This is a genomic window from Wohlfahrtiimonas chitiniclastica (assembly GCF_002252325.1).
In the GTDB taxonomy this organism is placed as follows: Bacteria; Pseudomonadota; Gammaproteobacteria; order Cardiobacteriales; family Wohlfahrtiimonadaceae; genus Wohlfahrtiimonas; species Wohlfahrtiimonas chitiniclastica.
In genome coordinates, this window is the sequence record NZ_NEFL01000001.1 from 69,271 (window position 1) to 93,754 (window position 24,484).

Here is a 24,484-nt window from a genome sequence, read left to right on the forward strand (position 1 = left end):
TTTTATCCTCTTAATTCAGCTAAATATCCAGTGTGTGTACAGTGCCAGAAGGCAGCTGAAGGTGGGTGATTTGGTGTTGGAAATCGTTTAAATTCCCCGTGGTAAAATAATGAAAACTTGGCGTGCGCTCAGGCGCAATGTGGCAAGCTTGTAAACAGTGCTCTGCATGTTTTGCCACCGCAAAGGCAGGATTCACAAGTGTCACAGAAGGCGGCACGAGCGCCATCAATGCTTCTTGCAAAAAGGGAAAGTGAGTGCAGCCTAAAATGAGTTGATCCACCTGCGTATTGTTCAGCACGTTTAACGTCTCTTGTAATGTGCTTTGAGCCGCCATGCTCTCAGTGTCGCCTTTTTCCACTAAAGTGACCCACGGATCGGCGGCGATTTTAATGACGGAAACTTCATGGGCAAATTGATCAATAAGGCGTGTTAAACGAGGGTTTTCGATCATCGATGAGGTGGCGACAATGGCAATCTCTTTGGTGATTGATGCACGCGCAGCAGGTTTAATGGCAGGTTCAATGCCAATGATCGGGAAATCTTGTGGCAATTGATGACGCAGTTTTTCTGCACTGATGGCTGTGGCTGTATTGCACGCGATCACCAACATATCAATGTGATGCGTTGCCAATAAATATTCGGTCAATGTGGTGATGCGCTCATGGATGTACTCATGGGATTTTAAGCCATAAGGCAAATGAGCCGTATCTGCAATGTAGTAATAATCTGCGGGCAATGGATAATCAATGAAGGCACTCATCACAGAGAGCCCGCCAATGCCAGAATCTATAAATCCTATTTTCATGTTAGCGACGCATAATGGGGACAACAATGCGCTCATCAAAATCAAAGAGCGCGTCTTTTTCATATTTTACCATCACTTCTTCGGCAAGCGTTGAGAAGCTCTCTGAATCAACATTCAGGGCTTGATCATAAGTGGCTTGATTCCAAATTTCAATTAAAGAGCCATTGCCAGATAATACAATGTCACAGTCAATATTGGCATAACTCATTAATCGGCTTGGGAGTACAAAACGACCTTGTGCATCTAGCGTCACTTCTGTGGCGCCGCCTCTGACAAAGCGGATGAAATCCCGCTCTTTTTTCACAAAGGGGTTGAGTTTAGTTAATTCATAATCGACCTCTTCCCATACATCAAAAGGATAGAGGTTTAGACACGCATCAAACGCGCGATTGATGACAAAGCGATCCGTATCCACAAGCTGCTTTTTTAAGGGCATAGGCAACATCAGACGCTTTTTAGCATCGAGTTTGACCTCAAATTCCCCCAAAAAATGTTTCATGTTTGATCGATCGTTGAAGATGGTTCAGTGATTGTACAGCAACAATTTGCCTGCGCAAAGAAAAACCCCGAAGGTTCGGGGTTCTTTGAGATGAGCTTAAACAGAAGATTTTTTGAGGAAAAGACCCCAGTAAATCTCAAACACGCCAAACGCTATGATCGACGCACTGAAAATGCCCACAATGATGCCGCCTGCAATCACAGGGGACAACAAGAAGATGAAACCTAATACAATGCCAATGATGGGTAAGGCAATGATGCTTTTCCATTGGTCAGATTTAGGATGATCGGTGCTGTTTTTAAGGCTCAACACTAAACCTAAACCTAGCATGGATCTAAATAAAATCCAGAAACCAAAGAGGAACGTTGTGACCAACATCACTTCACCTGGCGGCATTGTGAGGAAAAGAATACCAATGATGAAGTCAAGCACGCCCGATAACAGTGACCAACCCCAATTAGAGTTTTGGCTGGAGACGGAGAAAATTTCCGCAACCCCAGTGAATAAAAACATAAAGCCAATGAAGTAGGCGATGGTTAAGAATGTCGCCACAGGTGTCATCAAGCTCCAAATCCCGAGCACGATGAACAACACACCAATAATGACAGAGAGCCACCATTTATTTTGACTGATTGTTGAATTTGTCATATTTGTCTCCTTGTTGTTATTAAATTGAAGAAGCCATTTAATTATAGCACCGAATCATGAGAAAAAACCAAACGGTGCTTGGCATTTGCTTTACAAAAGGATGAGATCGGCATCGGCTAAATTCTCTAACAAAAAGTGATCCGCATCTTTGCGTTTAAATGCGCCATAACGAGCTTTATCATAATGAGGCGCAAGCCCTTCTTGAAAGTAAAATCGTGTGGGGCGAAGTTGATCTTGAATGTTAAATAGGCGCTGATTGTCCTGTAAAGCTCCGCCAGTAAAAGGCTCAGCTTGTGTGACAACATTGCGTTCATTTAATGTCACCACAAAAGTGACCATCGGTTGATCATCCTCATTCAACAATGGATGGGCATAACGCAGCGCCATGTAATCACCGAGCATAAAGGCACGGGGATCAACAGGCGCAAGTTCAAAGTAGATGGTTTCGCCTTCAGTTTTAATTCGCTCTTTTTGGAGAATTTGGACATTCATGAAGATCAAAAGTGCGCCGAGTAAAATAAAAGCAACGAGGGTTCGAGTGCGTGTCATGCGTCTCTCCATAAAATGCGTTGTAAAATTCTTGGAACACATAAAATAACTGTGCCTGTGCTGAGCAATAACCAGCCTTTTGCCTGTAATGACCAAGACAATTCATAGTAATAGAGCACCAATGCAACAGTGAACAGTAGTAAACCTAAAACATGTAGGGCGCGCTCACCTTTGAGGATGCCAATGAGGACTAAAACTGCACCCATGACCACATTCAGTGGCAAAAACCATAAGGCAATCAATAGAGCCGCGGCGCTTGTGATGCGTAACGAGCGATCGGCAGGACTGCGCAGCAACCAAGGCAATGCACCCATCATTGGCAATAATGATGAGAGGTGCGGCGGTTGTATGATGTGAAAACCAAAATCTTTGAGCCAGAGTTCAAATAACGTCATGCCTAAGACGCAGAGCGCAAGGGCAATCATCCATTCAAAATTCAGAGAGGATTTTGGCCATGCAGCGAAGAGGAACACAAGCGTGAGCGCAAGTAGCCCATAATAAGGCCAAGCAACATCCGTATGTGCATACAGGCCAATCATGCCCATCAAACACAACACAAGGATCGCGAGAATTCTGATGTAACCATTATTGAGGGCGAATAAGAGCACCAGCGAATAAATGGCATTGACGAGGGCAAAACTTTTAATCAATTGATCCCAATCGTTGTTGGCCATTAATAGCGCTGCGCCATTGGTAAAAAGTGCAGATAAGGTTAGGGAAGCGAGGATTAAAAATTGATGGCTGAAACGCTCTGTACGATATCGGCGACAAATGTAAACAGTAGTGGCAATGAATGCAATGCATAAGCCATAAAGCAGCGTTGTATTGGCTTCGAGCTGTGCCACGCAATAAGCAGGAAAACTCATCAAAATCAACGTGAGTAGGCACATTAATCCTGCATGGAGGAAATGTTTAAGGTTAAGGGTTTGCATGATGATCTCCAAAACGAGCGGCATTAAAGAGTGCGTCTGCGCCACGATAAGCAGGATAAATCATCACCAATCCCACAACGCTGAGGCTAAAGAAGCCAAGCGCGCCACTAAAGAGCTCTAGCAGCAATAGGAAGCATGTGATCATGCCCGCTAAATAGCTCAAAATGGCTTGGGCTTTTTCGCGTAGATAATAGTAAAGCGCCAGAGTGAACAGCGTGCCCATGACAGCGACAATGCGTGACATTGCCCATTGATCCCGCACAGAAAAATCAAGCAGCAATGCCATAAAACTGCCCCACATGAACACAAAATAGAGATCACTCATGCCATGGACAAAGCTCAAGCTTGATCGAGTGCTAAAATAAATGAACACAAGATTGAGTAAAAGAGAGAGCAGCACTGTGCTTAAAAGGACAACTGTGGCATTGTGACAATAGACTTGTAAGTAATTGATGATGAAAAGATAAGCGAGCAGCGAAGTGAATGCAGTTAAAAAACGATCATTAAACAGCAGCGCAAAGGGCAGTAAAGATAAGCACCAAATCATGGGTAAATGATACAAATGGCTATTGATTTGATAGGTTTGCCCAAAGAGCGTCCAAAAGCAGCCCACCAATACAGCAAAGAGTGCAAGGCTGAGTGTTTGCCGTGTGGGGCTTTGCGTCATCATTGCATAAATAAATACAATGATGAGAGCGCTTTCTGCCAAGATGAATTTGGTCAAACTGCTCCAAGCCAGCCAATTTAATGCTGTTAAGCAGATGATGCCAGATGCCAATAAAATCACGCCAAGACAATCGAGGTGCCACGATAAAATCTTGAGGAAGTGACGGGATTGCATAAAGGAATGTCTCCAAGGATGAGTGAGGGAAAATGTTAATCAATCATTGTTTAATAACTATCATAAAGGGTTCTATCAATATTTGTGAATTCATAAATAAAATTAATTATCCCTTTTTGAGAAAGAGGCATATCATTCGCCCACTCTTTCAATCAAGAGCCAAACCCCAATCGCCGATCAGTTTCTGATTACTTTTTTTCCACCTTTTCATTTTGGAAATTTGTACATATGGAAATTATTCCCCCTGTAGGCGAAGAGGGTCGCCTACCTTCATTATTTGAATCTTTAATTCCTGTGGTCTTTATGATGATCGCGCTCGTGACGGGCATTTTCATCTTTGGAACAAGTCCACACATTCCATTATTGGTCAGTGTTTGTGTTGCCGCAATGGTTGCGATGCGCTTAGGTTTCTCTTGGCGCAGAGTAGAGCGCGGCATGTTAGATGCGGTGCGTTTAGCCATGCAAGCGGTGGTGATTTTGATGGTGATTGGCACCATCATTGCTTCATGGATTGCAGGCGGTATTGTGCCAACGCTCATTTATTATGGTCTAAACATTTTAGAACCCCAATACTTTTTAGTGGCGGCGTGCGCCATTTGTTGCATCATTTCCATTGCAGCAGGGAACGCATGGACAGCTGCGGGCACCATTGGCATTGCCATTATGGGCATCGGTTATGGTTTAGGCATGCAGCCAGAAATGGTGGCAGGTGCTGTGATCTCTGGCGTTTACTTTGGGGATAAAATTTCGCCCTTGTCAGAATCCACAAACTTAGCGCCGGGTATTGTGGGTGTGGATCTTTTTGAACACATTCAATACATGCTCTACACCACGATTCCTGCTTTGGTGATTTCACTCATTTTGTTCACGATTTTGGGCTTTTCTCAAGCAAGCACCATGACGGATACTTCTGCGGTCACCGCAGCCTTACAAGCAGATTTAAAGGGTATTTTCATCATTTCTCCTTGGTTGCTTCTTGTGCCGGCTTTCATCATTGTGATGATGATCTTTAAGATTCCTGCATTCCCAGGGCTGATGATCGGTTCAACCTTAGGTGTATTGTGCGCCATTTTTGTACAAGGTGCGGATCCTTCCATGGTATTAAATTCTCTCTATGATGGCTATCACATTGAAACAGACAATAAAACCCTCAGTGATCTATTAAACAATGGCGGCATCACTGCGGTGTTATCCACCGTTTCTTTGGTGATCATTGCGATGTGTTTTGGTGGCATTTTAGAATTCACTAAAATCTTTGAGGTGATCGTTGGTCACATTGCACGAATTGCACAAAAAACCAAAAGCCTCATCATTTCTACGGTGTTCACCTGCATTACTGGTAACATTGTGGGATGTGATCAATACATGTCCATCATCATTCCGGGCAGAATGTACGCTGATGAATACAGAAAACGTGGCATTAAAGCGAAAGTGCTCTCGCGCACGTTAGAAGATGCCGGCACGATGACATCGCCACTCATTCCATGGAATACCTGTGGTGCTTTTATGACCACAACATTGGGCGTGGCGTCATTCAGTTATTTGCCGTATACCTTCTTATGTCTATTGAGTCCGCTCATTGCCATTTTCTATGCATGCACCGGTTGGACAATTGAAACTTATGAAGATGGCGAAAAGCCAAAAAAAGTGAAGCGTTTTCGCATGAATAAGCGCTTAGATTAAAGGCATTTCCCCCATGAATGTTGATCATTTATGGGGGAGCGTGCGCCATTGATTGCTTATACAATGCTTTGTGGCTATATTAGATTTTTGTTTGTCTTATCTAACAAGGCTTGTGTGCGCTATGAAAGTGATTAATAAATCAGATAAATTGAATTATGTTCGCTATGAGATTCGCGGTCCCGTCCTCGATCGAGCGAATCAAATGGAAGAAGATGGTCTTAAAATCATCAAATTAAATATTGGTAACCTTGCCCCATTTGGCTTTGAACCGCCGGATGAAATGGTGCAAGACATGATCATGAACTTGCCAGATGCCTCGGGCTATACGGACTCAAAAGGGATTTTCGCCGCACGCAAAGCCATCGTCCATTACGCCCAGCAAAAGAACATTAAAAATGTGGATGTCAATGATGTTTACATCGGCAATGGTGCTTCTGAACTCATCACCATGAGTTTAAATGCGCTGTTAAACAGTGGTGATGAAGTGTTGATTCCAATGCCAGATTATCCATTGTGGACCGCTGCCACTGCCTTAGCGGGTGGGCGACCGGTACATTATATGTGCGATGAAGCGAACGAATGGCAGCCAGACATTGAGGACATTCGCTCTAAAATCACGCCGCGCACCAAAGGGATTGTGATCATCAACCCCAATAACCCAACGGGCGCCCTTTACAGTGATGAAATCTTATTGGACATTTTGCAAATTGCCCGTGAACATGGTTTAGTGGTCTTTTCAGATGAAATTTATGACAAAATCGTCTTTGATGGGCAGGTGCATACATCGACAGCATCGTTGGCGGATGATGTTTTTTGTTTAACCTTCAATGGCTTATCAAAAGCGTATCGCGCGTGTGGTTATCGTGCCGGTTGGATGATTGTTTCAGGGCCTAAAAAGCATGCTAAAGATTACATCAGTGGTTTAAATGTTTTGTCATCCATGCGTTTGTGTTCAAATGCGCCGGGGCAATTGGCGATTCAAACGGCGCTTGGCGGCTATCAAAGCATCAATGAATTGATCGCGCCAGAGGGGCGTTTGACTCGTCAGCGCGATGCAGCACACCGTTTATTGACGAGCATTCCGGGCGTGAGTTGTATGAAGCCAAAAGGTGCGTTGTACATGTTCCCAAAAATGGATCCTGAAGCGTATCGCATTGTGTCTGATGAGGAGTTTGCGCTCGATCTTTTAGAATCTAAGCGCGTGTTGATCGTGCAAGGATCAGGCTTTAACTACCCAACGCCAGATCACTTTCGCATCACGTTTTTGCCCTACACAGATACATTGACCGATGCCGTGCATCGCATTGGCAGCTATCTTGATGGCATTCGTGAACCTTCTTAGGATTAAAAATTTTAATTGCCCCTATTGACGGATGGTTTTTATTGAGCTAGATTAAAAACCATCAATTTTAAGGAATTCATTCATGACGCAGCACGCACAAGTACAACGTAACTTATGGTGGCAAATCTCTCACAAGGCGGGAGATTTCGTGGCGTCATGGCAAAAATAATGTCATAAGCATCCATAAAACCCGCACCAACATGCGGGTTTTTTTATTGCCCGCAATCTAACAGAGTTCAAACAATATTTTAGATGAGGCAATCATGACAACAGCACAAGCAACACTCTTAAAAGTTTATAACGGTGAATATTTATCCCAAACGGAAAGTTTTGATGTTTTTAGCGACATCATCGCTGGCAATGTGCCGCCGTTGCATGTGGCATCTTTATTGACAAGTTTGAAAGTGCGCGGTGAATCTGTGGACGAAGTGACGGGCGCAGCTTTAGCCTCTTTAAAAAATGCTGAAGCGTTTCCAACGCCAGATTATGCCTTTGCAGACATTGTGGGCACTGGTGGCGATGGGGCAAACAGTATCAACATTTCCACTGCGAGTACTTTTGTGGCAGCTGCCTGTGGTTACCCGATCGCTAAGCATGGCAATCGCAGTGTTTCAAGTTTAAGTGGTTCTTCAGATGTATTGACAGAGCTTGGTGTAAATATTCATGCCACCGCCGCCGATTCCCGAAAAATGCTCGATGATTTAGGCGTCTGTTTCTTGTTTGCACAGCAATATCATAAAGGTTTTAAGAATGTCGCGCCGGTGCGTGCTGAACTGAAAACGCGCACCATTTTTAATGTGCTTGGCCCTTTAATCAATCCTGCACGCCCTCGCATTGCCATTGTGGGCGTGTATCATCATTCATTGATTGTGCCGATGGCGAACATCTTAAAAAATCTGGGTTATACAAATGCTGCGGTGATTCATACAGCAGGGTTAGATGAAGTCTCTTTGCATGCAGATACCCATGTGGCAGAACTCAATCATGGCGTGATTGAAGAATATTATTTAACAGCAGAGGATTTTGGTTTGCCTGTGATGACGATCGATGACATCCGCGGCGGTACACCTGCACAAAATAAAGTCTTTTTAGAGCGCATTTTACAAGGCAAAGGCGCGATTGCCCATGAAAATGTGGTGGCAGCGAATGTGGCATTATTGATGCGTCTATTTGGCGAACGTGATTTAAAACAGAATGTGGCAAAAGTGCAAAGTGTGATGCGCACCGGTCGCCCATATCAACTCTTACAACAAATGGTGCAAAGGGGTTAAAGATGGCAACGATTTTAGAGCAAATTGTGGCGGATAAATATGTAGAAGTGAGTTTGATGCAGCAAACGCGTCCATTGAATAATTTTAAGCAAGATGTCTTAGTCAGTCCCCGTGATTTTTATGCGGCGCTGAGCGCGGCAAACCCTGCCTTTATTTTGGAATGTAAGCCAAAATCCCCATCAAAAGGCATCATCAACCCTGATTTTAATCTGCCAAAAATATTAAAAGCCTATCAGCCGTTTGCCACATGCGTTTCTGTCTTGACGGATCATAAATATTTTGGCGGCAGTTATGAGAACTTGACCCTTGCGGAACAAATGGTTGATCAGCCGTTATTGTGCAAAGATTTCATCATCGATGCGTATCAAATCTATTATGCCCGCCTTAAAGGGGCACATGCTGTGTTGTTGATGCTCTCTGTGTTATCCGATGCACAATATCTTGCCCTTCGTGAGGTGGCGCACCATTTAAAGATGGGGGTTTTGACAGAAACGAGCAATGAAGCAGAGGTTAAACGTGCGATTGCATTAGATGCACGCGTCATTGGCATTAACAATCGTGATCTACACACATTAACGGTGGATTTAAACACAACACGCCGTTTAGCAGCGCTCATTCCTGAGGATCGCATTGTGATCAGTGAATCTGGCATTGTATCCCATCAAGATGTGGTGGATTTATCAAGTGTGGCCGATGGCTTTTTAGTGGGCAGCCATTTGATGGGTGCGGCCAATTTAGAATCCGCGGTGCGTGCATTGATTGTGGGCACACATAAAGTGTGTGGTTTAACGACGTTAGAGGCAGCACAAGCGGCATTTGATGCAGGCGCTTATTATGGCGGATTGATCTTTGTGGAAAAATCCCCGCGTTTCATTACGCCCGCAAAAGCTAAAGCATTGCAAACGGTGCCTTTACAGTATGTGGGCGTGTTTCAAAATGAAGCGCTAGAACGCGTGGTGACCATCAGCAATGCATTGAATTTAAAGGCAGTTCAGCTCCATGGCGATGAGTCTTTAGATTATATTGATGCCTTGCGTGAAAAGCTGCCAAAAACCACAGAGATTTTTAAGGCGCTAGATGCCACGAATATGGCAGAATATCAAAGTTATTTAACACATCGAGCCATTGACTGTATTGTCCTTGATTATCAATCAGGCGGTACGGGCAAAAGTTTTGATTGGTCCATCCTTGATGACCTACCTGCGCACCGTTATTTATTAGCGGGTGGCGTTGGGGCGCATAATGTGAGAGATGCTCTGACGCATCCGATCATGGGGGTGGATATGAACTCAGCGCTTGAGATGAATAAGGGTGAAAAAAGCCCAGAGAAGATTTATACAGTATTTCATATGATTCGTACATCGATTAAGAATTAAGGAGAACATCGTGGCAATTTTAGATGCATTTTTTGGTGAGTTTGGCGGGCAATATGTGCCGGAGCTCTTGATGCCAGCATTGAATCAATTAGAAGAGGCGTTTGTTGAGGCGCAAAATGATCCTGAGTTTCAGGCAGAATTCATGGATTTACTCAAAAACTTTGCCGGTCGCCCCACAGCGTTGACATTGTGCCGTAATTTAACCAAAGGCACAAAATCTAAACTCTATTTAAAGCGTGAAGATTTGCTCCATGGCGGCGCGCATAAAACGAACCAAGTGTTAGGGCAGGCATTATTGGCCAAACGCATGGGTAAAACTGAGATCATCGCTGAAACAGGTGCAGGGCAACATGGCGTTGCGACGGCGATTGCTTGTGCGCTCCTTGGGTTAAATTGCCGCATTTATATGGGGGCAAAAGATGTGGCGCGCCAAGAGCCAAATGTATTTCGCATGAAAATGATGGGCGCGACTGTGATTCCTGTGTATTCCGGCACCGCAACATTGAAATCTGCCTGTACAGAAGCATTGCGCGATTGGGCTGAAAATTATAAAACCACCCATTATTTATTGGGCACGGCAGCAGGTCCGCATCCATTCCCAACCATTGTACGTGAATTTCAAAAAATGATCGGTGAAGAGGCCAAAGCACAAATTGTGGCGCGTGAAGGGCGTTTACCAGATGCTGTGTTAGCCTGTGTGGGCGGCGGCTCTAATGCCATTGGTATGTTCACAGATTTTATTCCTGAAGAGAATGTGGCGCTGATTGGCGTGGAACCCGGTGGCCATGGCATTGAATCTGGTAAACATGGTGCGCCGCTTGGGCATGGTTCAACCGGTATTTTCTTTGGTATGAAAGCCCCAATGATGCAAAATGAAGAGGGGCAAATTCAAGAATCCCATTCAGTATCGGCAGGTTTAGACTTTCCATCGGTTGGGCCGCAACATGCCCATTTAAAATCCATTGGCCGCGCGCAATATGTTTCCATTACTGATGATGAAGCTTTGGCAGCATTTAAAGATCTCTGTTGTCATGAAGGGATTTTGCCGGCACTTGAGTCTTCTCACGCATTAGCGCATGCCCTTAAAATGATCCGCAACAATCCTGATCAAGAGCAACTCATTTTGGTGAATTTATCAGGTCGTGGGGATAAGGACATTTTTACCGTGGCAAAAATTTTTGAAGAGAAGGGGGAGTAATCATGGGTCGTTATGGTGTTAAATTCAGTGAATTGAAGGCAAAAGGGGAAGGTGCATTCATTCCATTTGTGATGATTGGTGACCCGAATCCTGAGGACTCCTTAAGAATCATCCAAACATTGGTGGACAATGGCGCCGATGCCATTGAGCTTGGCGTGCCATTTTCTGACCCAATGGCCGATGGTCCGATCATTCAAAATGCAGGTTTACGTGCGATGGAATCTGGCACAACAGTGGCCAAATCCTTTGAAGTGATCGCCAAAGTGCGCGCCCAATATCCAGATTTACCGATCGGGTTATTGATGTATGCCAACCTTGTGTTTAAACCAGGTCTTGAGCAGTTTTATGCAAAGGCGAAAGCCATCGGTGTGGATTCTGTATTGGTGGTGGATGTACCACTCAATGAGTTTGCACCGTTTCAACAAGCGGCGCGCAAACATGACATTGAATCCATTTTCATTGTGCCGCCAAATGCCAATGAAGCGACGATTCGTGCAGTGGCAGCCCATGCTGAAGGATACATTTATCTTATGAGTCGCAATGGCACAACAGGCTTAGGCAAAGAGATGGATCAAGGTTTGCCGCAATTGGTTGCCCTCATTCGCTCTGTGACGGATGTGCCCATTGTGCAGGGCTTTGGCATCAGTACGCCTGAGCAAGTGACGCAAGCCATTAAAATGGGGGCTGATGGTGCGATTTCTGGCTCATTTTTAGTCTCCATCATTGAGCGTTATCATGATAATGTTGATGAGTTATGCTCAGTCCTCGCCTCTGCCGTTCGTGGCTTAAAAGCCGGGACGAAATAAGTCACACAACAAAGCCCACAATGTGGGCTTTTTTCTTATGATTCTGCGGTGAGTTCTGCTTGGGGTGATTGTATTGTTGCTTTTTTCTTTTTAGGGACAAGCGTCAAAGCCATGCCGCCAAAGATCAACACAATGCCGATCCATTGTTCCATCGATGGAATGAAGCCCGTAATGAAAAGATCCATCAAGATTGCCACAAGCGGATCTAAGAAGACTAAAATGGCAATCATTTGTGTGGAGAGATGGCGAATGGCGTCAAAAAATAGATAAAAAACAATGCCTGTGTGCACAAAGCCTGTGATGGCAATATAAAACCAATTGAGCTCAGTCAAGCCATTAAAGGCTGAGAAATCTACAAATGGCACCAATAACAATGCGCCAAATGCCACTTGAATGGTGGTGATTGCGTATGAACTCGCGTATTTAAAGCCTTTGCCGGTGAGGGTCAATAACGCATAAAAGAGGGCGGATAATAGCCCAAAGATTAAACCGGGGGAGAAAAATTCTGCCACAGATGCGGTGCGGTTGATCTCCGCAATCGCTAAAGTGCCCACAAAACAGATCACAATCGCGAGCACAGGAATGAGGGTTAAACGCTCTTTATAAATGAATGCGCCAAGGATCATCACGATGACGGGGGCTAAATGATAAATGGAAATGGCAACAGTGACGCCGGACACTTCAATTGCCTTAAAAAAGTAGACCCAGTTGAGAATTAAAAAGACGCTACAGAGCAAAATGCGCAGCACTTCTGGTACATGCCACTTTTCATGGCGCAATTTACCGGAGAGAATCCAAAACAGCCCCAAAAATAGCATGGCGCAAATGCAACGGATGAACACAAGCTCTAAAGCAGGTACGCCGCTGCGTTCGGAGAAAAAACCAACAGATCCAAAGAGGATCATGGCGATGGACATTTTAATGACGGCGCTTTTTGCGTTCAGTGGTGGGGCAAAGGTGATGGGCATGGATCGATCAAAAAATTAAATGGATTCATGATAGTAAAATGGCTTGCATGCAAGGTCAAACAATTTGTGTGCCGCAATGCGTCTATTTTTGTAGTGGTATCGTAGTTAAAAGTCTATGCGAATGCAGAGCTTATTTTGTTTAACTCATTGTTTATTTTTTAATGATCATGAATGCATAAAAAATATTGGCCAAAGCACTTGAATTGTTGAGCCCTTATGTAATACCTTATCGAATCACATTTTTGTGGATAACCCACTTAAATTTAGTATGAATGTAGTTGAAATGTGCTTGTCGGTGCAGTATTAAGCCAAGAGTTGCTCAAAAAATGAGACCATCAAGACAATTACATGACGTTATAATAAAAAATTAAATGTACTGGAGGATTTATGTCAAAGCGTGAGAGTTGGAGTAACCAACTGCTGTATATCTCAACAGTGGCGGGCGCGACGATCGGATTTGGTGCCACGTGGCGCTTCCCTTATCAAGTGGGGCAAAATGGCGGCGGCGCTTATTTATTGGTCTTCATTTTAGCGATGATTGTGCTTGGCGTGCCGATGCTCATGGCAGAACACATCATTGGCCGTCGTTTACACACCAACACTATTGACGCCTTCGGTCGTGGCAATTTGCCCAACCCCATCTCTAAATGGTGGAAGGGCATTGGCATTTTTGCCATCTTGGGTGCCTTTGGGATTTTGGCCTATTATATGGTGCTTGGCGGCTGGGTATTTGGTTACATTGCAGACATTGCGATGGGTTCAATCGACTTATCCCAAAAGATTGATAACCGTGAAATTGCCACCTTCTTTAAAGACTCCATCTCCGACTCTTGGAAGATCAGCCTTTACACCTTATTATTTGTGGGCATCAACTACTACATTTTGACCAAAGGCATCATTCAAGGGATTGAAAAATTAATCTCGCGCATCATGCCCATCTTCTTAATCTTATTGGTTGTGATGGTGATCTATTCATTACAATTACCGGGTGCATCCGCGGGTGTTAAATTCTATCTTGTGCCAGATTTTAGCAAAATCAGCCCGAACATTTTCCTTCAAGCATTAGGACAAGTGTTCTTTGCCTTAAGCTTAGGCTTTGGTGTGATGATCACGTTATCCTCTTACTTAAATAAGAAAGAGAATATGGCGCGTATTAGCATCATTACAGGTGTGATCAACACCATGATTCCATTGATGCTTGGTTTTGTGATTTTCCCAGCCTTGTTCTCAGGTGGTCTTGAGCCAAGCGCGGGCCCAACGTTGGTATTCCAAGCGTTGCCAGTTGTCTTCTCAAGCATGCCATTTGGTACGGTGGTGGGTTTAGCCTTCTTCACATTGTTATTGTTAGCGGCATTGACCACATCTTTAACCATTTATGAGGTGATCATCACCACATTGGTGGAAAAAACGCCTGTGAGCCGCCGTTTTGCAACGTTCATTACTTTAGCAGTGATCTTCTTACTCGGTAACTTACCCAGCATTTTATCCGATGGCCCTTGGCACGATGTTAGAATCTTTGGCATGACGATTTTTGATGCCTTTGACAGCATCAGTGCAAACGTCTTTTTCGTATTGACGAGCTTCTTATCCTGTATCTTCATTGGCTTTGTGTTAAAGCGTGCGGCAATGATCGAAGAGATCACCAATGATGGCACTGTGAACAATAAATTGGCCGTTCCATTGTTCTATTACATCAAATATTTCATTCCATTGTTGATCGCTGTGATCGCCATTATGAACTTTGTGTAAATCGAGCATGAAAAAAAAGGTCCTCAATGGACCTTTTTTTATGTGTGAATGTTTTTGTGTCACTTATTTAGCATAACGGGAGATGTCTAAACCTTCTGTGCTGATTTCAGGTTGATTGCCTGCGATGATGTCTGACAAATAAGAGGCAGAACCGCAAGATTGTGTCCAGCCCAATGTGCCGTGACCTGCGTTGATGTAGAAGTTTTCAAACTCTGTGCCGCCAATGATCGGTGTACTGTCTGGCGTTTTCGGGCGCAAACCTGACCAGAAGATGGCCGTTTTTAAGTTACCCGCACCTGGGAAGAGATCTTCTGTGACAAATTCTAAGGTTGCGCGGCGCTTTGGATTGAGATTGATCTGATAGCCAGAAATTTCCGCCATACCACCAATGCGGATGCGTTTATCAAAGCGCGTGATGGCGATTTTATACGTTTCATCCAAAATGGTTGAGGTGGGGGATGCATTCTCATCGATGATGTCCGCAGTTAAAGAGTAGCCTTTTAATGGATAAATGGGCGCTTTAATGCCGATTTTTTTCAATAAGAATGGCGTGTATGTGCCAAGGCAATCCACCACGATGTCTGCATCATATTCTTCACCATTGGCACGAATGCCTTTGACTTTTTTATTTTCGATGATGATGTCTTCCACCGTTTGGTTGAATTTAAATTCAACACCGATGGTTTTTGCGATGTCTGCTAAGCGGTTGGTGAATAAGAAGCAATCGCCTGTTTCATCATTTGGTAAACGTAAGCCACCTTCTAATTTATTCACAGAGTGCTTTAAACCGGGCTCTACATTTAAAATGCCTTGCGCATCTAACACTTCAAAAGGCACATTGAATTTTTCAAGCACTTCTAAGTCAGCTTTGATGCCTTCCATTTGCTTTTTCGTGCGCAATAATTGGGTGGTGCCCAATGAACGGTTTTCGTAGTAAATGCCCGTATCTTCGCGCAGTTTGATCAAGCAGTCACGGCTGTATTCGGATAAGCGAACCAAGCGTGATTTGTTGATGGCATATTTCTCTTTATTACAGTTTAGGAACATGTCCCACATAAACTTGTATTGGTTCAAGTCAGCCGTTGGGCGAATGGCTAAAGGTGCATGCTTTTCGAGCATCCATTTGATGGCTTTAAATGGAATGCCAGGCGCTGCCCACGGTGTGGCATAACCCGGTGAAATTTGACCTGCATTGGCGTGACTTGTGTCAAGCGCCGGACCTTCGTGGCGCTCAAATACAGTAACTTTGTACCCTTTTTTGGCAAGGTAATAAGCTTGAGTGACACCAATAACACCAGCACCTAAAATGATGATGTTCATGAAACCTCCTATATTGATGATATACAACAAAGCGGGCACTTTGTAAGCGCAGGCTTTGACCATGATCTGTCTAGAACCGGCGTATCACTATAGCGGCATTTTGAGAGAAAATGTAGTACTTTTGAAGTTTCTCAAGAATTAATGCGTAAGATTAGATCATTATCAAATGACCGAATGTATGATAATTGTTTGATTGATCTTATAAAGCAGGCATTTGACAAATCACTATTCGTTTTTGACCATTTTAGCGTATGCTATTTGATGATATTTTATTTGGGGTTTTAGAGTAAGGTTAGACTATGAAGAATAAGGTTTTAGGCAGTACGCTCATCATTGCGGGCACCGCGGTGGGGGCAGGGATGTTGGCAATGCCCTTAACATCCGCACAGATGGGGTTTGGATTAACATTCACCCTATTGACGCTGTTATGGATTTTACTGACATTTACAGCGGTTCTCTATGCAGAGGTGCACCAATACAACAGTAAAGATGCAGGCATTGCAACCTTAGCAGAACAATATTTTGGCTCAGCAGGGCGCTTATTTGTGAACTTTGTTTTGTTGTTCTTTATGTATGCCGTTTTAACGGCCTATGTGACGGGCAGCGGCGATTTATTGATGGGCATTTTGCCTGAATCAATGGTGAGCAATCCGCACATTGTGCAAAAGATTGCCTCTTTAATCTTCGCGATCGGTTTAGGTGCCATTGTCACAGTGGGCATTTCCTTGGCAGACGTTGCCAACCGCATCTCCTTTAGCTTAAAAATCATCATCTTTGTGGTGATTTTAGCGGTGTTACTGAATAAAGTTTCTTTTGAAAATTTGCAAGCCGCGCCCACGAATAACTTACTCTTTTTCTCTGCAATGCCTGTATTTTTCATGACATTTGGCTTCCACATCTGTACGCCAACCATCAATGAATATTTAGGCGGCGATCATAAAAAAGTGAAGATCGCGTGTATCCTTGGGGCAACCGCCATTTTCATCATTTATGTGGTGTGGCAGTTTTCCACTCATGGCGTTTTAAAGCAATCGGTGTTGATCGAAGTATTGAACAAAAACCCAAGTTTAAATGGCTTGATTGAGGCGTTTCGTGTCACGACAGGCAGTTTAGTGATCGCAGAAATGGTGCGCATTTTCTCACTGTTAGCGTTGATCACCTCGTACATTGGCGTTGCGCTTGGTTTATCAAATGCGGTGAAAGATTTATTGATGCACTTTAAATTGCGTCATGACCGCATCACCATTGGTTTGATCACCTTTGTGCCACCGATCATTGTGGGCTTTACGTATCCACAAATCTTCTTGAGTGCGTTTGCCTTTGCAGGGATCATCTTTGCCTTCATTGGTGTGATTTTACCGGTGATGATGGCACATAAATCTCGTCAATTGCACCCAAAAGGTGATCACACACGCGGCGGCGCGATTTCATTGGTGCTTGCCATTGCCTTTGCCGTGATCATTATGGCGGCATATTTACTCTCAATCTTTACGGATGTTCTGCCAAAAGTGGTAGGATAATCTTTGAAAATGCCTCAGGCTGAATCCTCAGCCTGAGGTTTTTTTTATGCGTGTAAACGCGCAAAGCCAGCGGTTAAGTCGGCTTTTAGATCCTCAACATCTTCAAGCCCGATTTGTAAGCGCAGGGCAAGGGCATCAGTTTGCCATTGTGTCGCCGTGCGATAGGTGCTGCAATCAAATGGAATGATCAAGCTCTCAAAGCCGCCCCATGAATAACCCATGGAAAAAATCTTCATATGATCAAGCATGTGCGCGAGGTTTTGCTGCGTAAAACCAGGCGTTAATACGATGGAGAAAAGTCCTGTGCTGCCGGTAAAATCGCGCTGCCAAATCTCATGGCCGGGGCAATCAGGCAAAGCAGGATGCAGGACTTTGGCCACTTCGGGTAAAGTTTTGAGCCAGTTCGCCATCGCTAACGAGCGCTTTTCAGCCTCTTTGACACGAATGCTGAGGGTTCTTAATCCTCTTAAAGCTAAAAAGCAATCTTCAGCGCCTGGCAGCATCGCAAAAAGATCATAGGTTTTTCGAAGTTTTGGAAACCATGCATCATTTGCTGAAATGAGCCCAAGCAATAGATCCGAGTGACCGCCTAAATATTTGGTGCCAGCTTCAATAGAAAGATCACAACCATGACGATGGGCATCAAAAAAGAGCGGCGTTGCCCATGTATTGTCAATGATGGTGGTGATGTTGTGTTGATGGGCAAGGGCAGTGAGATGCGGCACATCTTGCACTTCAAAGGTTTGAGAACCGGGGGATTCTAAAAATAGGACAGTGGTATTTTTTTCAAAGAGTTCTGTGATCTCATCTTTAATCAATGGATCATAATAAGTGGTGCGCACATTCATTTTTTGTAAAAAATCATCACAAAATGCGCGGCTCGGTGAATAGACAGAATCTGGCATTAAAAGATGATCACCACTTTTTAACGTGGTCAACAGTGCTAGGGCAATCGCGCCTAAGCCAGAGGGCGATAATACAGTGCCCGCGCCGCCTGTGAGGGCTGTCCATGCATTTTCAAGATCACGAATGGTGGGCGTGCCAGCTGTGCCATACGTGAATTCTGCACGGCGATTAACGAGATCATCCATCGTGGGATAAACAACAGTAGAGCCTCGATAAATCGGGCCATTGACAAATCCCGTTTGCTTTGCAGGATCGCGTCCTAATTGTGTCAGTTGCGTTTCTATCTTCATTGCACATCCTCGAAATGAATGGTGATCTTTCACTATAGCAAGGAGCGATTGATATTTAATCAATTTTTTTGCAGTTTTTTATAATATTAATCGCAAGGTTGGTCAATAAATCCGCTATAATAATCCTTTTGCAGAGAGATTAGATAAGGAAGCGCGATGGAAAATATAGTCGTTTTGGATTTCGGTAGCCAATATAATCAGTTGATTGCTCGTCGTATTCGTGAGATTGGTGTATTTTCCGAGCTCATTGCGCACACAACAACTGCAGAAGAGATCAAAAAAATGGCGCCAAGTGGCATCATTTTATCCGGTGGTCCAAACAGTGTGTATGCAGAAGATGCCTTTAAAATTGACATGGAAATCTTCAATTTAGGCGTGCCTGTGCTTGGCATTTGCTATGGCATGCAGCTCATGAGCGATTCATTAGGCGGCACAGTCTCTAAAGCGGATCACAGTGAATATGGTAAAGCGTTGTTAAAACATACGCAAAAAGATGCATTGTTATTAAATGGTTTACCTGAAGAGCACGTGGTATGGATGAGTCATGGTGACTTGGTGACAAAAATCCCTGAAGGCTTTGAAGTTGTCGCCACAAGTGACGATTGCCCGATTGCTGCGATTGAAAATAAAGATAAAAAATGGTTTGGCGTTCAGTTCCATCCGGAAGTGAAACACTCTGAAAAAGGCTTTGATTTATTGAAAAACTTTGCCTTGAATGTGTGTGGCTGCCATGGCGATTGGAAAATGGAAAACTTCATTGACCAGCAAATCAAAACCATCCGCGAAACAGTGGGTGATAAAAAAGTGTTGTTGGCACTCTCTGGCGGTGTGGATTCAAGCGTTGTGGGCGTATTATTGCACAGAGCGATTGGCGAACAATTGACGTGTATCTTTGTGGATCACGGCATGTTGCGTAAGGGTGAAGCTGAAGAGGTGATGAACAACTTAAGCGGTAAATTTGGCTTAAACATCATCAAAGTGGATGCTAAAGAACGCTTCTTAGGTAAATTAGCGGGTGTGTCTGATCCTGAAACGAAACGTAAAATCATCGGTAATGAGTTCATTTATCTCTTTGATGAAGAGTCTCAAAAATTACAAGACATTGATTTCTTGGCACAAGGCACTTTGTACACAGACATCATTGAAAGTGGTACAGCGACAGCGCAAACCATTAAATCACACCATAATGTGGGCGGTTTACCTGAAGATATGAAGTTCAAATTGATTGAACCGCTCAATACTTTATTTAAAGATGAAGTGCGTTTACTCGGTGAAGAGCTTGGCATGCCTGCCCATTTAGTGTGGCGCCAACCATTCCCAGGTCCTGGTTTAGCGATTCGTATTTTAGGCGACATCACGGAAGATAAATTAGAAATCGTGCGTGACAGTGACTTCATCTTGCGCGAAGAAATCGCCAAAGCGGGCTTAGATCGTGACATTTGGCAATATTTTACAGTATTGACTGGTCTGAAAAGCGTGGGTGTGATGGGTGATGGCCGTACATATGATTATACGATTGCCATTCGTGCGATCACATCGATTGATGGCATGACAGCAGACTTTGCCCGCATTCCATGGGACATTTTACAAAAAATTTCTGTGCGTATCGTCAATGAGGTTAAACACGTGAACCGCATTGTGTATGACATCACAAGTAAGCCACCTGCAACGGTGGAGTGGGAATAATTTAGTTTCCACGCATTGACATGAACATAAAAAATGGCCTAAATAAATATTAGGCCATTTTTTTTAATGATTTTTAGGAGAGTTGAATGAAAAAATTATGGATGATTACAACCATTATGGCAGTTTTAACAGGTTGTGCTTCTGTTGAGCAAGATACCGTGGTGCATGATTTTACTGCATATGGCAAGCTTAATGAGCCTTGGCGCATCGTGGTCAAGCATGATGATCAGTTAGAGATTGAAGGGGTAATGGTTCGCGAGGGCACATTGAAAGTGACGCGATCGGCATATGCAAAAGGTGTTGAATTCTCAGGGGATTATGATGGGCAGCCATTGACATTAAACATCCGCTCATTGAAGTGTAAAGACAGCAATGGCGATGAAACAGATTTCACTGCCACGTTCTACTATGGCAAACGCACTTATAAAGGTTGTGCGGTTGCAGGCGCGATTGAGCATGCGGACACTTAAGACCTTTATGGTTTGATCTTTAAAAATTTGGATAAATATCAGTAAATTACATGTCATTGGAAAAGGATTGGTTTTATGGCTATAAACTGCCGAAATCATGATGTTTCCAATGGCCCTGTAATATTTTTAATTGTTCACTGCCGCATAGGCAGCTTAGAAATAGCGATAGATGCTACTTTGTTTTGAGTATCTGTTCACTGCCGCATAGGCAGCTTAGAAAATATGGTTTTCCTCTTAAAAAAGGGGCTAAGCGTTCACTGCCGCATAGGCAGCTTAGAAAGCGATCGTCTGCATTCTCGCCATTTTGTGTACGTTCACTGCCGCATAGGCAGCTTAGAAAGCTCTGTGGATGTTGCGCGGTTTGGCAAGGAAGTTCACTGCCGCATAGGCAGCTTAGAAAGAAGCATCAAATTATTTGGGGGATTAATTACTGTTCACTGCCGCATAGGCAGCTTAGAAAGATCAGGCTCATTGTGAATTTTTGGATAAAGTGTTCACTGCCGCATAGGCAGCTTAGAAATTTATCAAAAGATAGACCTTTAGAAACAACTAGTTCACTGCCGCATAGGCAGCTTAGAAATTTAAAAGATAATTAACACCAAAAATATTTTTGTTCACTGCCGCATAGGCAGCTTAGAAACATCACAATCAAATCCTACGCAATTTCTTCCAGTTCACTGCCGCATAGGCAGCTTAGAAAATTAAAATAAAATAAGGAAAGCCTAACCATTTGTTCACTGCCGCATAGGCAGCTTAGAAATTGCGGCGTTGTCGCCGCTCTTGTATGTCAGCATTCACTGCCGCATAGGCAGCTTAGAAAAATTCTTGAGTCGTATAAAATTGGTTTTGAGCGTTCACTGCCGCATAGGCAGCTTAGAAACGAGGAATAATCTTGTGTGCGTTTCTGTTTGTGTTCACTGCCGCATAGGCAGCTTAGAAATAAAAAATCAGGGTTATATATCACGCATCTAGGTTCACTGCCGCATAGGCAGCTTAGAAATGCCCGTTTTGGTCTTGCCATTTTCGAGTTGTGTTCACTGCCGCATAGGCAGCTTAGAAAGATTTGGAAGGTGATGTTTGGCTCTTCAAAAAGTTCACTGCCGCATAGGCAGCTTAGAAAAATCCGCTTAATATATTTCCAAACATTAACGAGTTCACTGCCGCATAGGCAGCTTAGAAACTCTTGAACTGTCGCCCCCGTTTGCCGCCCTCTGTTCACTGCCGCATAGGCAGCTTAGAAAATTAATTGCAACATCTGCGCTCATACTGATAGGTTCACTGCCGCATAGGCAGCTTAGAAATTTTGAGTTGTAGTCGATGTTCATAGACGACCGTTCACTGCCGCATAGGCAGCTTAGAAATTTGTGCGCTTTTAGCAAGTTGCGCATGCTGAGTTCACTGCCGCATAGGCAGCTTAGAAATCTTCTGAAAAGTTTATCTCTAAAATGATATTGTTCACTGCCGCATAGGCAGCTTAGAAATGATAGCCAAACAGAGTTCAATATTTATCTCAGTTCACTGCCGCATAGGCAGCTTAGAAAGTTTTGAGGGTTAATAGGTGTGCCGCCTAATCGTTCACTGCCGCATAGGCAGCTTAGAAATATTCGCACAGATTTTTTTTTAGAGATTTTCTGTTCACTGCCGCATAGGCAGCTTAGAAATTTTAATGCGTCAATCTTTGCTTCAATGCACTGTTCACTGCCGCATAGGCAGCTTAGAAAGAGCCTGCATTACTCCCGTGATGATGTATCTCGTTCACTGCCGCATAGGCAGCTTAGAAATTTGTGCGCTTTTAGCAAGTTGCGCATGCTGAGTTCACTGCCGCATAGGCAGCTTAGAAAATCTTTATTTGATCGATCGATGATAGATAAGTGTTCACTGCCGCATAGGCAGCTTAGAAAATAAGAACCTACTCTCATAAGAACTCCACTACGTTCACTGCCGCATAGGCAGCTTAGAAATTATCGACCTTTTCCCACGCTCTCGATGCTTGGTTCACTGCCGCATAGGCAGCTTAGAAACGGCTCAACTGTATTGTCCCTCGGTACACGTAGTTCACTGCCGCATAGGCAGCTTAGAAAACAAAAGGCGGTTGTGAGATTCTTGAAGCTGCGTTCACTGCCGCATAGGCAGCTTAGAAACTCATATGCGCTACCGCCAAAGCTATTGATGCGTTCACTGCCGCATAGGCAGCTTAGAAACATGTAATGTTGTACTGCTCTCGCTCCATGCCGTTCACTGCCGCATAGGCAGCTTAGAAAAACAAAGCCCGCAGTAATGTTCGGCGCTTCTGGTTCACTGCCGCATAGGCAGCTTAGAAAATTTGCTAAACGTGCAACTTTGTGCAAAACCAGTTCACTGCCGCATAGGCAGCTTAGAAAACAGGCGGATGTGTTGCAAATGGCCACAAACGGTTCACTGCCGCATAGGCAGCTTAGAAAGTTGTATATAAAATTGCAGGAGTGCGCGGATTGTTCACTGCCGCATAGGCAGCTTAGAAACCATAGCTTTTTACGCTCAACAAGATATGACAGTTCACTGCCGCATAGGCAGCTTAGAAAGTCAATCGTTGTACCACTGTGCACCAATGCGCGTTCACTGCCGCATAGGTAGCTTAGAAATAGCAGGCACAGCAGGATCAACACAAGAAGATGTTCACTGCCGCATAGGCAGCTTAAAATTTCATAAGACTCATCTCTAGAGCTTGAATATTGATTGTGTTATGATTTAAGAATCACAAATAAAGAATCAAATAACAATAGGAAAAATAATAATGAAAAAAAAGATTTTATTAGGATTGGTATTCGGGGTGTTTTCCATTGGGCAGGCAAATGAGTTAATCATTGCATCAGCGATGATTGAGGCCAGTGATTATTGTCAGCAAAAAGGTAAAAGTGCATATTATAACGATCGTGGACATTGGAAATATATCGACAAACGTGCTTATATCGAAGCCTTAAATCATTATATTTATACCGCAGAATTAAATTTATTGATGTCAGGTACGCCATTAGATAAGCCAGAATTAATGCGAGAATTGAAGATTTTAGGTCCTCAACAATTTAAATCTATGCAAAAAAAGAATATGATTAAGTGCCAATAGTTGTGCATTAATATAATTAGGAATGGAATAATGATAAATTTTTTACGAAACATCAACGAAAATATAAAAAAGATGTCGGATAATATTGATCAAAAATTGCGCAAGCAAGAATTGTTAGCGAGTTACAAGCTTGAGTTGCACAGAGAAACAAAAATGATTGAGTTTGGTATGCGCGTCGGCAAGACAAATGCTAGACTACAGAAAATTATGGATAAAAATCCTCAAATGGCTACTTATATGGATGAAGTTGAAATTCCGGAAGTAGAACCAGCTGTGGAGCTTGATCATTCATTGATGCGAGCGCCTGAATTTTGCATTAGTTTTAATCAAATCGAATCAGATATTATTGAAGACCTTCGTGCAGAAGTGAAAGATTTATCTGATCAACGTTTAGCATTAATCAATCGTACACATCAAATACTGAAACATGATCAATATTTGTATCGTGGTTTTATTGAAGCATTACAAAATATCAAAGCTAATTATCTTATTGAAATTTTTAAAAAAAATTAATTCGTTAAG

At 43.5% G+C, this 24,484-nt stretch carries 21 protein-coding genes and 1 CRISPR repeat array; of the genes, 12 read left to right on the plus strand and 9 right to left on the minus strand.

What is annotated here, in order from left to right; genetic code table 11:
• Positions 1 to 19: 19 nt before the first annotated feature.
• From murI to B9T10_RS00385, 6 genes are all read right to left on the minus strand, one after another.
• Entirely contained in the window at positions 20 to 805 is a 786-nt protein-coding gene (gene murI, locus B9T10_RS00360; RefSeq protein ID WP_063503329.1) for a glutamate racemase, read from the minus strand.
• Position 806: 1 nt separating this feature from the next.
• Positions 807 to 1,304, minus strand: coding sequence for a division/cell wall cluster transcriptional repressor MraZ (gene mraZ, locus B9T10_RS00365; RefSeq protein ID WP_094537530.1), 498 nt, complete (start codon positions 1,302 to 1,304; stop codon positions 807 to 809).
• Between the two features lie 96 nt (positions 1,305 to 1,400).
• Positions 1,401 to 1,952 (minus strand): HdeD family acid-resistance protein, encoded by a 552-nt coding sequence (locus B9T10_RS00370; RefSeq protein ID WP_094537531.1) that lies wholly within the window; start codon positions 1,950 to 1,952, stop codon positions 1,401 to 1,403.
• Positions 1,953 to 2,042: 90 nt separating this feature from the next.
• The gene (locus B9T10_RS00375) at positions 2,043 to 2,501 is read right to left on the minus strand and encodes a GDYXXLXY domain-containing protein (protein WP_094537532.1); all 459 of its coding nucleotides are present in this window, start codon (positions 2,499 to 2,501) and stop codon (positions 2,043 to 2,045) included.
• Positions 2,498 to 3,433 (minus strand): DUF4401 domain-containing protein, encoded by a 936-nt coding sequence (locus tag B9T10_RS00380; RefSeq protein WP_094537533.1) that lies wholly within the window; start codon positions 3,431 to 3,433, stop codon positions 2,498 to 2,500. The genes B9T10_RS00375 and B9T10_RS00380 overlap by 4 nt, the downstream gene beginning before the upstream one ends.
• Entirely contained in the window at positions 3,420 to 4,274 is an 855-nt protein-coding gene (locus tag B9T10_RS00385) for a DUF2157 domain-containing protein (RefSeq protein ID WP_094537534.1), read from the minus strand. Before B9T10_RS00385 ends, B9T10_RS00380 begins: the two co-directional genes overlap by 14 nt.
• Before the next feature lie 228 nt (positions 4,275 to 4,502).
• Between B9T10_RS00385 and nhaC the strand changes: the two genes are divergently transcribed.
• From nhaC to trpA, 6 genes are all read left to right on the plus strand, one after another.
• Entirely contained in the window at positions 4,503 to 5,957 is a 1,455-nt protein-coding gene (gene nhaC, locus B9T10_RS00390; protein WP_063455718.1) for a Na+/H+ antiporter NhaC, read from the plus strand.
• Between the two features lie 121 nt (positions 5,958 to 6,078).
• Entirely contained in the window at positions 6,079 to 7,299 is a 1,221-nt protein-coding gene (locus B9T10_RS00395; RefSeq protein ID WP_094537535.1) for a pyridoxal phosphate-dependent aminotransferase, read from the plus strand.
• 263 nt (positions 7,300 to 7,562) lie between these two features.
• Positions 7,563 to 8,570: an anthranilate phosphoribosyltransferase gene (gene trpD, locus B9T10_RS00400; protein WP_008314152.1), complete on the plus strand. Its 1,008-nt coding sequence runs from the start codon at positions 7,563 to 7,565 to the stop codon at positions 8,568 to 8,570.
• Between the two features lie 2 nt (positions 8,571 to 8,572).
• Positions 8,573 to 9,946 (plus strand): bifunctional indole-3-glycerol-phosphate synthase TrpC/phosphoribosylanthranilate isomerase TrpF, encoded by a 1,374-nt coding sequence (gene trpCF, locus B9T10_RS00405; protein WP_094537536.1) that lies wholly within the window; start codon positions 8,573 to 8,575, stop codon positions 9,944 to 9,946.
• Positions 9,947 to 9,953: 7 nt separating this feature from the next.
• On the plus strand, positions 9,954 to 11,144 hold the full coding sequence (trpB, locus tag B9T10_RS00410; RefSeq protein WP_094488730.1) for a tryptophan synthase subunit beta: 1,191 nt from the start codon (positions 9,954 to 9,956) through the stop codon (positions 11,142 to 11,144).
• A gap of 2 nt (positions 11,145 to 11,146) precedes the next feature.
• A complete protein-coding gene (gene trpA / locus B9T10_RS00415) occupies positions 11,147 to 11,950 on the plus strand; it encodes a tryptophan synthase subunit alpha (RefSeq protein ID WP_063503338.1) in 804 nt (267 codons plus the stop codon).
• A gap of 35 nt (positions 11,951 to 11,985) precedes the next feature.
• Here the strand turns inward: trpA and B9T10_RS00420 are convergent, their stop codons facing one another.
• Positions 11,986 to 12,918 carry a DMT family transporter gene (locus B9T10_RS00420; protein ID WP_063455724.1) on the minus strand — a complete coding sequence of 311 codons (933 nt, stop codon included), beginning with the start codon at positions 12,916 to 12,918 and terminating at the stop codon, positions 11,986 to 11,988.
• Between the two features lie 387 nt (positions 12,919 to 13,305).
• Here B9T10_RS00420 and B9T10_RS00425 point away from each other — a divergent pair, with 387 nt between their 5' ends.
• Entirely contained in the window at positions 13,306 to 14,667 is a 1,362-nt protein-coding gene (locus B9T10_RS00425) for a sodium-dependent transporter (protein WP_063455725.1), read from the plus strand.
• A 63-nt stretch (positions 14,668 to 14,730) separates the two neighbouring features.
• Here the strand turns inward: B9T10_RS00425 and B9T10_RS00430 are convergent, their stop codons facing one another.
• A complete protein-coding gene (locus B9T10_RS00430) occupies positions 14,731 to 15,987 on the minus strand; it encodes a D-amino acid dehydrogenase (protein WP_008314162.1) in 1,257 nt (418 codons plus the stop codon).
• A gap of 299 nt (positions 15,988 to 16,286) precedes the next feature.
• On the opposite strand from B9T10_RS00430, the gene B9T10_RS00435 reads away from it, so the two are divergent.
• Positions 16,287 to 17,507, plus strand: a complete 1,221-nt coding sequence (locus B9T10_RS00435) for an amino acid permease (RefSeq protein WP_008314163.1) — start codon at positions 16,287 to 16,289, stop codon at positions 17,505 to 17,507.
• Positions 17,508 to 17,551: 44 nt separating this feature from the next.
• Here B9T10_RS00435 and metC read toward each other — a convergent pair whose 3' ends face one another.
• The gene (gene metC / locus B9T10_RS00440) at positions 17,552 to 18,703 is read right to left on the minus strand and encodes a cystathionine beta-lyase (RefSeq protein ID WP_094537537.1); all 1,152 of its coding nucleotides are present in this window, start codon (positions 18,701 to 18,703) and stop codon (positions 17,552 to 17,554) included.
• 156 nt (positions 18,704 to 18,859) lie between these two features.
• On the opposite strand from metC, the gene guaA reads away from it, so the two are divergent.
• The 4 genes from guaA to B9T10_RS00460 all read left to right on the plus strand — a co-directional run bounded on the left by guaA (position 18,860) and on the right by B9T10_RS00460 (position 24,475).
• Positions 18,860 to 20,389, plus strand: coding sequence for a glutamine-hydrolyzing GMP synthase (guaA, locus tag B9T10_RS00445; RefSeq protein WP_008314166.1), 1,530 nt, complete (start codon positions 18,860 to 18,862; stop codon positions 20,387 to 20,389).
• An 86-nt stretch (positions 20,390 to 20,475) separates the two neighbouring features.
• Positions 20,476 to 20,859, plus strand: coding sequence for a hypothetical protein (locus B9T10_RS00450; protein WP_008314168.1), 384 nt, complete (start codon positions 20,476 to 20,478; stop codon positions 20,857 to 20,859).
• 132 nt (positions 20,860 to 20,991) lie between these two features.
• Positions 20,992 to 23,540: a CRISPR direct-repeat array (repeat unit 28 nt; unit sequence GTTCACTGCCGCATAGGCAGCTTAGAAA).
• A 92-nt stretch (positions 23,541 to 23,632) separates the two neighbouring features.
• Positions 23,633 to 23,962 (plus strand): hypothetical protein, encoded by a 330-nt coding sequence (locus B9T10_RS00455; protein WP_094537538.1) that lies wholly within the window; start codon positions 23,633 to 23,635, stop codon positions 23,960 to 23,962.
• A 30-nt stretch (positions 23,963 to 23,992) separates the two neighbouring features.
• Entirely contained in the window at positions 23,993 to 24,475 is a 483-nt protein-coding gene (locus B9T10_RS00460; RefSeq protein ID WP_143695659.1) for a hypothetical protein, read from the plus strand.
• The last annotated feature ends 9 nt before the right edge of the window (positions 24,476 to 24,484 follow it).

Excerpts from the sequence above, each read along its gene's own strand:
- B9T10_RS00425 (WP_063455725.1), top strand. The coding sequence starts at position 13,306 with ATGTCAAAGCGTGAGAGTTGGAGTAACCAACTGCTGTATATCTCAACA.
- B9T10_RS00460 (WP_143695659.1), top strand. The coding sequence starts at position 23,993 with ATGATAAATTTTTTACGAAACATCAACGAAAATATAAAAAAGATGTCG.
- murI (WP_063503329.1), bottom strand. The coding sequence starts at position 805 with ATGAAAATAGGATTTATAGATTCTGGCATTGGCGGGCTCTCTGTGATG.
- B9T10_RS00380 (WP_094537533.1), bottom strand. The coding sequence starts at position 3,433 with ATGCAAACCCTTAACCTTAAACATTTCCTCCATGCAGGATTAATGTGC.
- trpCF (WP_094537536.1), top strand. The coding sequence starts at position 8,573 with ATGGCAACGATTTTAGAGCAAATTGTGGCGGATAAATATGTAGAAGTG.
- trpA (WP_063503338.1), top strand. The coding sequence starts at position 11,147 with ATGGGTCGTTATGGTGTTAAATTCAGTGAATTGAAGGCAAAAGGGGAA.
- nhaC (WP_063455718.1), top strand. The coding sequence starts at position 4,503 with ATGGAAATTATTCCCCCTGTAGGCGAAGAGGGTCGCCTACCTTCATTA.
- trpD (WP_008314152.1), top strand. The coding sequence starts at position 7,563 with ATGACAACAGCACAAGCAACACTCTTAAAAGTTTATAACGGTGAATAT.
- B9T10_RS00370 (WP_094537531.1), bottom strand. The coding sequence starts at position 1,952 with ATGACAAATTCAACAATCAGTCAAAATAAATGGTGGCTCTCTGTCATT.
- guaA (WP_008314166.1), top strand. The coding sequence starts at position 18,860 with ATGGAAAATATAGTCGTTTTGGATTTCGGTAGCCAATATAATCAGTTG.
- B9T10_RS00385 (WP_094537534.1), bottom strand. The coding sequence starts at position 4,274 with ATGCAATCCCGTCACTTCCTCAAGATTTTATCGTGGCACCTCGATTGT.
- B9T10_RS00450 (WP_008314168.1), top strand. The coding sequence starts at position 20,476 with ATGAAAAAATTATGGATGATTACAACCATTATGGCAGTTTTAACAGGT.
- B9T10_RS00420 (WP_063455724.1), bottom strand. The coding sequence starts at position 12,918 with ATGCCCATCACCTTTGCCCCACCACTGAACGCAAAAAGCGCCGTCATT.
- B9T10_RS00435 (WP_008314163.1), top strand. The coding sequence starts at position 16,287 with ATGAAGAATAAGGTTTTAGGCAGTACGCTCATCATTGCGGGCACCGCG.
- B9T10_RS00430 (WP_008314162.1), bottom strand. The coding sequence starts at position 15,987 with ATGAACATCATCATTTTAGGTGCTGGTGTTATTGGTGTCACTCAAGCT.
- B9T10_RS00455 (WP_094537538.1), top strand. The coding sequence starts at position 23,633 with ATGAAAAAAAAGATTTTATTAGGATTGGTATTCGGGGTGTTTTCCATT.
- B9T10_RS00375 (WP_094537532.1), bottom strand. The coding sequence starts at position 2,501 with ATGACACGCACTCGAACCCTCGTTGCTTTTATTTTACTCGGCGCACTT.
- metC (WP_094537537.1), bottom strand. The coding sequence starts at position 18,703 with ATGAAGATAGAAACGCAACTGACACAATTAGGACGCGATCCTGCAAAG.
- B9T10_RS00395 (WP_094537535.1), top strand. The coding sequence starts at position 6,079 with ATGAAAGTGATTAATAAATCAGATAAATTGAATTATGTTCGCTATGAG.
- mraZ (WP_094537530.1), bottom strand. The coding sequence starts at position 1,304 with ATGAAACATTTTTTGGGGGAATTTGAGGTCAAACTCGATGCTAAAAAG.